Source organism: Micromonospora mirobrigensis (assembly GCF_900091555.1).
In the GTDB taxonomy this organism is placed as follows: domain Bacteria; phylum Actinomycetota; class Actinomycetes; order Mycobacteriales; family Micromonosporaceae; genus Micromonospora; species Micromonospora mirobrigensis.
Genome location: NZ_FMCX01000002.1, coordinates 580,459 through 590,330 on the forward strand (window position 1 = coordinate 580,459; position 9,872 = coordinate 590,330).

Genomic DNA, 9,872 nt, shown 5'->3' on the forward strand with positions numbered 1-9,872 from the left:
ACTACCCACGCCCCGCGCCCGGGTGGAGCAGGGCGCGCAGGTCGGTGACCCGCGGGCCGGCGAAGTCGGGGTACGCGCCGGTGCGGTCGACCAGCACCGCGGCCATCCCGGCCGCCGCCGCGCCGCCGACGTCGGAGTACGGCGAGTCGCCGACGAACAGGACGTCCCCGGTGGGCACCCCGAGCCGGTCGGTGGCGATCCGGAAGATCCGCGGGTCGGGCTTGTAGCAGCCGACGTCGTACGAGGTGACGATCGCGCCGAAGCGGCGGCGCAGGTCCAGCCGGTCGAGGATCGGCCAGATGAGCGGGTCGAAGTTCGACACGATGCCGAGCGGCAGGCCCCGCGAGTCGAGGGCGTCGAGCACCTCGGGAACGTCGGCGAAGAGCCGGTACGCCGCCGGGTCGACGACCTGGCCGGCGCACTCGGCCGCGTACGCCGCCGCGGCCGGTGGGGGGTGGCCGCCCTCCAGGAAGGCCAGCCGGTAGAAGTCGGTCCAGGCGGCGCGGCGTTCCCGCCCGGTCGCCGAGTCGGCGGGCCAGAGCCCGCGCCCGCCCACCGTCCGGATCGCCGCGTCCAGCCAGGTCCGGGTCAGCTTGGGGTCACCGGCGCGTTCCCAGCCGTCGAACAACTCGGCCAGCCCACGGTTGTGGAAGAGGGTGTCGGCCGCGTCGAAGAGCACCGCGCCGGCCGGGGTGGGGTGGGCGGGCACGGCTAGCCTTCCCCGGATCGGGCGCGGCCCGCGCCGAGCAGGTCGATGAAGCGGCGCCGGACGCCCTCCGGGACCTCGGCCGGGAGGCCGGCGAGCCGGCGGTGGAGCACGGCGGCCCGTTCGGCGGGGCCCACCACGGTGGGCAGCAGCGTCCACAGCGGATCGAGTCGCGCGCCGTGGTGGAGCTTCGGGGCGAGCGAGCCGGCCCCGTAGTGCACCGCCGGTGGCGGACCGGCCGGGGCGCCGTCGAGCGGGAGGTAGAACATCAGGGTGAAGTAGGCCGCGGAGCCCCTCGTCCGCTCCTCGTCGAAGCCGGACATCCGCATGAAGAGGTCGCCGTCGTGCCGCACGCCGAGCACCGCGCCGGCGAGCAGGCCCGCCCGGTCGCGGGCGGCGAAGACCACCGCGTCGGCGCCGAACGTGTCGGCGATCGCCGCCAGGTGCCGGCGCAGCGCCGACGAGTCGTCGTGCTGCCCGTGCTTGCGGCTCGCCGCCTCGGCCAGCACGGCGAACTCGTCCAGGCAGGCGCCGAGCGGCTCGGCGGCGGCGGTCAGCCCCGACCGGTCGAAGTGGCGCTGGTTGCGCTGCGCGTTCTGGCGTTGCTTGCGCGGCAGCACCGTTAGCAGCTCCGCCACGGTGCTCACTCCCGGCGGGGACCAGGCCTCGACGTCCTCGGGCACCAGGCGGGCGGCCAGCCGCGCGGGCAGGGCCGACGCGACCCGGTGGGTCAGGTACGGCACCACCAGGCGGTCGGCGCCGCCGCTCCACGCCCCGGCCTCGTCCAGCAGGGCCGCCACCTCGTCGCCGCCACCCCCCGGCCGGGTCGGCACCTCGGCCTGGTAGGCGCTCAGGGCGCCGGCGTAGCAGAACTCGCCGGACGGGATCCCGCCGGGCAGGTCCCGGAACAGGGTGGCCGTGGCGTACCGCCGGTTGCGGGTGGGCAGGCCCCGGTGGACCGGCAGCAGGCCCCGGCCGCCGGCCGTCACCCAGCCACCCGGGGGCCGGCCACCGAGCGCGAGCACGTGCAGCCAGCGGGGGCAGGAGTAGAGGTGGTGCACGCCCAACGGCCCGGGGTCCGGCACCGGACTGCCGGCGGGAACCCGGCACGCGGCGCCGGTCACCGCGGGCCGTCCGGTCATGGCCGGGCTTCCGCGGGTGACTGGGCATCGATGTACATGGAACCCACCGTACGTCCGCAGTGGACGAAGATCCAGTCCGGTCCGCGCCGGCCGCCGGATGCTGGTGCGGGCTCACGGCCTGGGATAGGTTCGGCATGATCCAGATCTGCCGATGGGCGAGGACAGAGGCATGGAGATCGCGCAGGACACGGTGGCGAGGCTCGCCGACGGCTGGCGGCTGGACGACGTACGGCTGGTCGGCCGGGGGCTGGAGTTCACCGTCTACCGGGCCCGGGACGTCGAGGGCCGGGCGGTGGTGCTGCGGCTCGCGCCGCGACGGTTCGACTCGAACGCCAACGACCCCGACGTGGACACCCGCGCCCTCCTGGTCCAGGAGTACGAGATCACCCGGCACCTCGCCGGCCTCGGCCTCCCGGTGGCCGAGCCGCTGCACCTGCACCTCGCCGACCGGCCCGACGTTCCGGACGTGCTGGTCGCCCGCTACGTCGACGACGACGGCAGCCCGCTCGACAACGGCGACCTCGGCCGGCTGCTGGCCCGCCTGCACGGCCTGCCGGCGCCCCGCCTCGCGCCGGTCGCCACCGAAGCGCGCGGCTGCGCCGAGGTGATCCAGGCCCGGCTGGAGCGCCGCTGGCGGGAGGTCGGCCGGCTGGTACCCGACTGGCCCGCGCCACCCGACCGGGCCGTGCTCGCCGGCCACCTCGCCGGCCTCACCGGGCGCGGCCTGGTCCACCTGGACGTCCGCAGCGCCAACCTGCGCCGCCGCCGCGGCCGGGTGCAGGCCCTGCTCGACTGGTCGAACGCGCTGGTCGCCGACCCGGTGGTGGAGTTCGCCCGGCTCACCGAGTACGCCCGGTACGCCGAGAACGAGCTGGACGTCGAGGCGCTGCGGGCCGGATACGCCACCGTCCGGGAGGCGCCGCCGCAGGACGCCACCGCGATGCTCGCCTGCCGGCTCGACACGGCGGTCATGCTGGCGCTGGTCTTCCTCTCCGAGGCGCCGGACCCCGAGCGGGGCCCGCCGGCCGCCGCGCACGCCCGCGAGCTCGCCGAACGCCTCACCGGTCGACCGGGGGGGCCGGCGTAGCCGGTCGGCCGCGGGTGGCGGCCAGGCTCCAGCCGATGGAGACGGCGAGGGTGGCGACGATGACGCCGAGGGTGAGCGGAATGGGCAGCTTGCCGATCGGGGTCTCGGAGAGGATCAGCTTGACCCCGGCGAAGGCGAGCAGGAACGCCAGGCCGTAGTGCAGGTGCACGAAGCGGCGCAGCAGGCCGGCCAGGCAGAAGTAGAGGCTGCGCAGGCCGAGCACCGCGAAGGCGTTGGCGGTCCAGACGATGAACGTGCTGGTGGTGATCGCCAGGATCGCCGCGACGGAGTCGATGGCGAAGATCAGGTCGGTCGCCTCGACCGCGATCAGGACCACGAACAGCAGCGTGGCGACCCGCTTGCCGTCGATCCGGGTGAAGAACCGGTCGCCGTGGTAGCGGGAGTCGGTCGGGACGACCCGGCGGACGAGGCGGACGACGAGGTTGCGGTCCGGATCCGGCTGCGCGTCGTGCCGGAAGGCCATCTTCCAGCCGGTCCAGACGAGGAAGACGCCGAACAGGTACGCGGTCCAGAAGAACGTCTCCAGCAGTTCGGCGCCGACGAAGATGAACACCAGCCGGAACAGCAGCGCCCCGATGACACCCCAGAACAGCACCTTGTGCTGGAGGGCGGCGGGGACCGCGAAGTAGGTGAAAACCAGGGCGAAGACGAAGACGTTGTCGATCGACAGCGCCTTCTCGATCAGGTAACCGGCGTAGTAGGAACCGGCGGCCTCCTCGCCCTGCCAGAGCCAGAGCAGGACGCCGAAGGCGAGCCCGGCGGCGATCCAGACGCCGGACCAGATCGCCGCCTCACGAAAGCCGATGACGTGGTTGTCGCGGTGCAGGAACAGGTCGACCGCCAGCATCGCGGCGATCGCCACCATCAGGGCGAGCCAGGCCCACCACGGTACGGACATCCGGGGAGTCCTCCCTTCGACCGGGCCGGCGCAGGGCGCCGGCGAGCGGGTCGAAGGTCTCCCCGAACCGCCGTGGACGGCGGTCCGCGCGGCCGGGACCCGGACGGGTCCGTACTGACGGCCGGCGCGCTGGTGAGCGGGTACTCCCCCTCGAACTACGATCTATTATTCGCTATTCGCAGTTCCTCTGTCAATGGCCGCCGGGCGTCGTCAGCCACCGACCTGCCCGGGCCGGATGACGGTGAAGACGGCGCCCGCCGGATCGGCGAGCGCGCAGACCCGGCCCGTCGCCACGTCGCTCGGCGGCACGAGCACCCGCCCGCCCCGCTGCCGGGCCCGCTCGGCGGTGTCGTCCGGGTCGGCCACCGCGAAGTAGACCATCCAGCCGGCCGGGAGCAGGTCACGCAGCGGCGGCGGCAGCGCCAACCGGCCGGCTACCGGCGGGCCACCGGCGCCGAGCAGGGCGTACGAGTCGTCGGGGGCGCCGGGCGGCACGGTGGTACGCAGGCCCAGCGCGTCGGCGTGGAACCGGTCGGCGGTAGCCGGATCGCCCGTCATGTACTCGTACCAGCTGGGCCGGCCGGGGCCGGCGGCCACCGGAGTGACGCCGGCGCGCAGGCGGAAGCCCGCCCCGAGCGGGTCGCGCACCTCGTCCCCGTCGACGTGGGCCCCGGCCCGCTCGGCCGCCGCCCGCACCGGCCCCGGATCGGCGGCGCCGAAGACGGTCCACCACCTCGCCGGGGCCGGCCCCCGACGCAGCTCGGCGGCGGCGACCCCGCCGGCGTGGGCGGTGACGCCGTCGGCGGTGGCCGTGCCGGTCCAGCCGAGCAGGCCGGCGTAGAAGTCGGCGGCGGCGTCGAGGTCACCGGTGACCAGTTCGACGCCGACGGGCGACGCGGACGTGACGGGTGTGTTCACACGACTCTCCAGGGTGGGCGAGGGGTCAGCGCGGGGACTGCCGGACGACGGTCGGGACGACGACGGTGTCCTGCCAGGCACGGGAGGTACGCCGGGACAGCTCGTCCAGCGGAACCGGGCGGCCCAGATGGTAGCCCTGCCCGGCGTCCACGCCCAGGGCGCGCAGCGCCGGCACCAGCGCGGCACGCTCCACCGACTCGGCCACCGTGGACATGCCGAGGCCGTGGGCGGCGCGGACCACGGCGTCGATGAGCACCGGGTCGGCGCCACCGTGGTCGGCCTGCCGGACGAAGTCACCGGCGATCTTCACCGTGCTGAAGGGCAGGTGCTTGAGGTAGGCGAAGGAGCCGAAGCCGGCGCCGAAGTCGTCGAGGCTCAGCCGGCAGCCGGCGTCGCGCAGCGCGTCGGCGAGGTGGCGTACCGCCGCGACGTTGGTGATCGCCGCGGTCTCGGTGACCTCCAGACCGAGCCGGTCGGCCGCGATGCCGGCGGCGCGCAGCGTGCGTACCACCCAGTCGCCGAAGCCCGGGGACTCCAGGGAACGGGCGGAGATGTTGATGTCGAACCGCAGGCCCGCCCGGGTGGCCCCCGGCTCGGCCAGCGCCGCCGTGGCGGTGGCCACCACCCACCGGTCGAGGTCGCCGATCAGGTCGTCGCGTTCCACCGTCGGCAGGAACTCCGCCGGCGACAGCACCGGCTCCGCCCCGTCGCGCAGCCGGACGAGCAGTTCGTGACTGACCACCTGGCCGGTCGCCAGGTCCACGATGGGCTGGGCGTCGAGTCCCATCCGGTTCTCGTCGAGGGCCCGGCGGACCCGGGTGACCACGCTGACCCGCTGCACGGCGTGCCGGTACTGCTCGGGCAGGTAGACCCGGGCCCGGTTGCGGCCGGCGTCCTTCGCCTCGTACAGGGCGAGATCGGCGTGCGCCAGCATGGTGTCGCGGGTGTCGCCCGGTTCCCGCGAGGCGGCGCCGATGCTCAGGGTCACCCGCAGGCCGGTGCCGGCCACCGGCACCGGCGCCCGGACGACCGCGTTGCACATCGCCTCGGCGATGACCAGCGCGCCCTCGGCGTCCGCGCCGGGCAGGACGACGGCGAACTCGTCGCCGCCGAGCCGGCCGAGCAGCGTGCCGGGCGGCAGCTCACGTTCGAGCAGTCTGGTCAGCGCCCGCAGCACCTCGTCGCCGACCGCGTGCCCGTGCACGTCGTTGATGTCCTTGAAGTTGTCGATGTCGACCAGCAGCAAAGCGCCGGAGGGCTCCGGCCCGCCGGCCAGCAGCTCGTCGATGTGGGCCAGCAGGGCCCGCCGGTTGGGCAGGTCGGTCAGCGGGTCACGCTCGGCGAGCCGGGTCAGCTCGTCCTGGACCCGGCGGACGGCGGTGATGTCGTGGGCGGTGCCGAGCACCCGCACGGGTGCGCCGGTGCTGTCGGTGAAGACCTCGCCGTAGCACTCGAAGACCCGCAGCGTGGCGCCGTCGGCCAGGTACATCCGGTGGGTGTAGGAGAACGCCCCGCCCCGGCGCAGCGCGTCCTCGAGCGTCTGCTCGATCATCCCGATGTCGTCGGGGTGCACCATCCGCCGGTAGGCGGGGTAGTCCAGGCCGGTGCCGGGCGGCAGGCCGAACATCCGCTGGAGCACGTCGCTCCAGATCACCTCACCGGAGGGCAGGTCCCACTCCCAGGTGCCGACCTTGGCGAGCTGCTCGATGTGGGCCAGCCGCCACCGGTAGTTGCGTCCCCGCTCGCGCTCGCGACGCTCGACGCTGACGTCCCACAGCTCGAACAGGCGCAGCGACTCGCCGGCGTGCTGCACGCCGTGACAGCGCACCCGCAGCCAGCGGACACTCCCGTCCGACCGGCGCACCGGCAGCTCGACCGCGTCCCCGCCGGCCGTCAGCCGCCCCAGCGGCAGCTCGGTGAGCGCGACGCCGAGCCGATGACCGGCCGCGTTGCGCCACAGGCAGCGGCCGTCGGGGCCGATCATCACCAGGGCGGTGGACGTGGCGTCCGCGGCAAGGGCCGGCAGCGTGCTCACCAGGCCACCCACTTCCTCGCCGATGACGGACACGGCACGGTGACGTCCGACGGAGAAGCCGTCCGAACGCGACAGTGAGTCTACCCATCGATGCGGTGGCCCGCTCGGCTCGGTGACCGCCCGGACGCGCCGTCCGATACCCGCCAGCACCGGCCCGGGCGGTGCAGCAGGTTGGGATCATGCACATCGTCACGCCGCTCAAGGTGCTCTACTTCGGCACCCCCGTCGTCCTGATCAGCAGCCGCAACCCCGACGGCGGCACCAACATCGCGCCCATGTCGTCGGCGTGGTGGCTGGGCCAGTCCGGTCTGCTCGGGCTGGCCAACGCCAGCCAGACGGCACGGAACCTGGAGCGGGAGCGGGAGGCGGTGCTGAACCTGGCCCCCTCCGGCCTGGTCGACGCGGTCGACCGGTTGGCGCTGACCACCGCCCGGCCCGACGTCCCCGAGCGCAAGCGGGCCCAGGGCTACCGGCACGAGCCCGACAAGTTCGCCGTGGCGGGCCTGGACCGGCAGGCGTCGGACCTGGTGGGGCCGGACCGGGTCGCGCAGTGCCCGATCCAGCTCGAGTGTCGGGTGGTCGCCACCCATCCGTTCGGCCTGCCGCACGTCGACGCCACCGCCTTCGAGGTGGCGGTGCTCCGCGCCCACGTGGAGCAGGAGCTGCTCATCGCCGGGACCGCGTACGTCGACCCGGTCGGCTGGGACCCGCTGATCATGAAGTTCACCGAGTTCTTCGGCGGTGGCGCGAACATCCACCCGTCCCGGCTGGCGGAGGGGTGGCGGATGCCGCACCAGCTACCCACCGACCGGAGCACGCCTCACTCGGCGTACGCCTCGGCCACCTGGAACGAGTCCTCGTAGAGCCGGAACGCGACGATCTGGTCGCCGCGCACCCGGAAGTGCATGGCGACGGCCATCTCGTAGCGGCGGCCGGTGCTGCGGGCGACCCGTCCGAACCGCCCGAGCATCACCGCGTCGTCCCCGTCGTACAGGATGGCCTCGATCTGGTCGACGTTTTCCTCGGGCACGATGTTCGCCCCGAGGACGCGCAGGTAGTCGGCCACCTCGGCCCGGCTGGAGCGCCGCCCGACCCACGGGATCGCCGGCGACCCCGGCAGATCCCAGTCGACGTCCTCGGCGAACAGCAGGGCGATCTCCTCCGGATCGGCACCGCCGCCGACCATGGCGAAGAACCGTTCCACCACGTCACGTGTCGTCATCATTCATCCTCTTCGGCTTCGCTCGTCATGGGCGAACCACCACTCACCGGACGGGCTCCGGTGCCAGTTGTGCGAACAGCAGGTTGAGCCCCTCGGCCATCGTGGGGTGGGTGATCATGGCGTCGCGCAGCGCGGTGCCGGGCATCCCGGCCAGCATCGCCAGTTGCACGGCGGTGACCACCTCGCCGGCCTCGGCGCCGAGCAGGGCGACGCCGAGGATCCGGTCGGTGTCGCGGTGCAGCACCGCCTTCCACATCCCGGTGGTCTGCCGCAGCGTCCGCGCCCGCGGGATGGCGGCGACCGGCAGGCGCACCACCCGGACCGGATGACCGGCCGCCCGGGCCTCGGTCTCGGTGAGCCCCACCCGGGCCAGCTCCGGCGTGGTGAAGACGGTGTACGGCACCAGCCGGCCGGTGGTGCTGCGCGGCGTGCCGACGAACTGGGACCGGATCACCCGGTAGTCGTCCAGCGAGGCGTGAGTGAACTGCGGGCTGCCGGCGACGTCCCCCGCCGCCCAGGTCCGCTCGGCGCTGGTGCGCAGGTACTCGTCCACCTCGACGAAGCCCCGCTCGCCGGTCCGTACGCCCGCCGCCGGGAGATCCAGCTCCCGGGTCACCGGCGCCCGACCCACCGCCACCAGGACGACGTCGCCGTCGACGGCGGCGCCGTCCGCGGTCACCACCCGTACGGTCCCGTCCGGGACCCGGTCGATCCGGTCCACCGCGACGGCCGTCCGCACGTCGATCCCGTCGGCGGCGAACACCTGCGCCACCGCGTCGCTGATCTCGGGGTCCTCCCGGCTGAGCAGTCGGGGCCCGCCCTCGACGATGGTCACGGCGCTGCCGAAGGCCGCGAACATCTGCGCGAACTCGACCCCGACGGTGCCGCCGCCCAGGACGGTCAGCCGGCGCGGCAGCCGGCTCAGCCGGAGCAGGTCGTCGCTGGTGAGCACGCCGGCCTCGGGCAGCCCCGGGATCGGTGGCAGATACGGGCGGGTCCCGGTGTTGATCACCGCGCGGTCGCCACTGATCAGGCGGGTGCCGCCGTCGGGCAGGGCCACCCGTACGGTGCGGGGGGCGACGAACGTGGCCGCTCCGATCACCAGGTGCAGACCCGACTCCAGGAACTGCTGACGGTTCGCGGCCACCATGCCGTCGACCACGTCCTCCTTGTGGGCGCGCAGGAGATCCAGGTCGAGGTGGGAGCCGTGCACCACGGTCCCCAGCGCGTCGGCCCCGCGTACCGCACGGGCGGCCCGGGCGCTGGTCACCAGGGCCTTGGTCGGGATGCAGGCCACGTTGATGCAGCTGCCGCCGATCATGCCGCGCTCGACCATCGCGACGGTCGCACCCGATCGGGCCAGATCCATCGCCAGTGTCTTGCCGGCCTTGCCGCCGCCGACCACCAGGACGTCGAACCGCTCCACCGCACCGACCATCCGAGCCCTCCTTCGCCCGCCGGGCGGGGCGCCGGGGCCGACGACCGTTCCCACCCGACCCGCTGAGAATCACAGGCGGCTCCGCTTCGGGTGCCCGGTTGACGCTACGGCCATCCGTTCGTGCGCCGCGGCGTCCACCGGTTGACGCGCGCCCCCACCCCGCGCGGACCGCCAGGCAATGGACGAACGTGCATCGACGGTCACCGAAAGCGTCGACGACCGACACGATCCGTGGATCCCATCAAAGATCATCAGTGCCATCATGTGACAGGCGACCGCATCGGGAGATCGACACCTGTCGCATCGGCGACTGCTCCGCGGGCGCCGGCGTCGGAAGCTTGCGACCGCGGGCGGCCCACCGGTCGGTGGCGAGGCAGGACGCCCGGCACCGTACCCGTGACCGCC

The 9,872-nt window shown here is 74.1% G+C and carries 9 protein-coding genes; 2 read left to right on the plus strand and 7 right to left on the minus strand.

Going from position 1 to position 9,872, the window contains the following annotated elements; translation table 11 throughout:
• Window position 1: 1 nt before the first annotated feature.
• Both GA0070564_RS10025 and GA0070564_RS10030 read right to left on the minus strand, forming a co-directional pair.
• Window positions 2-709 (minus strand): HAD family hydrolase, encoded by a 708-nt coding sequence (locus GA0070564_RS10025; RefSeq protein ID WP_176730619.1) that lies wholly within the window; start codon window positions 707-709, stop codon window positions 2-4.
• Window positions 710-711: 2 nt separating this feature from the next.
• Complete coding sequence (locus GA0070564_RS10030; RefSeq protein WP_091606234.1) at window positions 712-1,848, minus strand: GNAT family N-acetyltransferase; 1,137 nt, start codon at window positions 1,846-1,848, stop codon at window positions 712-714.
• Between the two features lie 169 nt (window positions 1,849-2,017).
• Here GA0070564_RS10030 and GA0070564_RS10035 point away from each other — a divergent pair, with 169 nt between their 5' ends.
• The gene (locus GA0070564_RS10035) at window positions 2,018-2,935 is read left to right on the plus strand and encodes a phosphotransferase family protein (protein ID WP_176730620.1); all 918 of its coding nucleotides are present in this window, start codon (window positions 2,018-2,020) and stop codon (window positions 2,933-2,935) included.
• Here the strand turns inward: GA0070564_RS10035 and GA0070564_RS10040 are convergent.
• From GA0070564_RS10040 to GA0070564_RS10050, 3 genes are all read right to left on the minus strand, one after another.
• Entirely contained in the window at window positions 2,907-3,854 is a 948-nt protein-coding gene (locus tag GA0070564_RS10040; RefSeq protein WP_091606239.1) for a TerC family protein, read from the minus strand. The genes GA0070564_RS10035 and GA0070564_RS10040 overlap by 29 nt on opposite strands.
• Before the next feature lie 210 nt (window positions 3,855-4,064).
• The gene (locus GA0070564_RS10045) at window positions 4,065-4,772 is read right to left on the minus strand and encodes a VOC family protein (RefSeq protein ID WP_176730621.1); all 708 of its coding nucleotides are present in this window, start codon (window positions 4,770-4,772) and stop codon (window positions 4,065-4,067) included.
• 25 nt (window positions 4,773-4,797) lie between these two features.
• Window positions 4,798-6,807 carry a putative bifunctional diguanylate cyclase/phosphodiesterase gene (locus tag GA0070564_RS10050; protein WP_141714737.1) on the minus strand — a complete coding sequence of 670 codons (2,010 nt, stop codon included), beginning with the start codon at window positions 6,805-6,807 and terminating at the stop codon, window positions 4,798-4,800.
• A gap of 179 nt (window positions 6,808-6,986) precedes the next feature.
• Between GA0070564_RS10050 and GA0070564_RS10055 the strand changes: the two genes are divergently transcribed.
• Entirely contained in the window at window positions 6,987-7,670 is a 684-nt protein-coding gene (locus tag GA0070564_RS10055; protein ID WP_091606249.1) for a flavin reductase family protein, read from the plus strand.
• On the opposite strand, the gene GA0070564_RS10060 is transcribed toward GA0070564_RS10055, so the two are convergent.
• Window positions 7,628-8,029 (minus strand): nuclear transport factor 2 family protein, encoded by a 402-nt coding sequence (locus tag GA0070564_RS10060; RefSeq protein WP_176730622.1) that lies wholly within the window; start codon window positions 8,027-8,029, stop codon window positions 7,628-7,630. The genes GA0070564_RS10055 and GA0070564_RS10060 overlap by 43 nt on opposite strands.
• A 43-nt stretch (window positions 8,030-8,072) precedes the next feature.
• Entirely contained in the window at window positions 8,073-9,467 is a 1,395-nt protein-coding gene (locus tag GA0070564_RS10065; RefSeq protein WP_091606257.1) for a dihydrolipoyl dehydrogenase family protein, read from the minus strand.
• Window positions 9,468-9,872 lie beyond the last annotated feature (405 nt).

Excerpts from the sequence above, each read along its gene's own strand:
- GA0070564_RS10030 (WP_091606234.1), bottom strand. The coding sequence starts at position 1,848 with ATGACCGGACGGCCCGCGGTGACCGGCGCCGCGTGCCGGGTTCCCGCC.
- GA0070564_RS10035 (WP_176730620.1), top strand. The coding sequence starts at position 2,018 with ATGGAGATCGCGCAGGACACGGTGGCGAGGCTCGCCGACGGCTGGCGG.
- GA0070564_RS10040 (WP_091606239.1), bottom strand. The coding sequence starts at position 3,854 with ATGTCCGTACCGTGGTGGGCCTGGCTCGCCCTGATGGTGGCGATCGCC.
- GA0070564_RS10055 (WP_091606249.1), top strand. The coding sequence starts at position 6,987 with ATGCACATCGTCACGCCGCTCAAGGTGCTCTACTTCGGCACCCCCGTC.
- GA0070564_RS10060 (WP_176730622.1), bottom strand. The coding sequence starts at position 8,029 with ATGACGACACGTGACGTGGTGGAACGGTTCTTCGCCATGGTCGGCGGC.
- GA0070564_RS10065 (WP_091606257.1), bottom strand. The coding sequence starts at position 9,467 with ATGGTCGGTGCGGTGGAGCGGTTCGACGTCCTGGTGGTCGGCGGCGGC.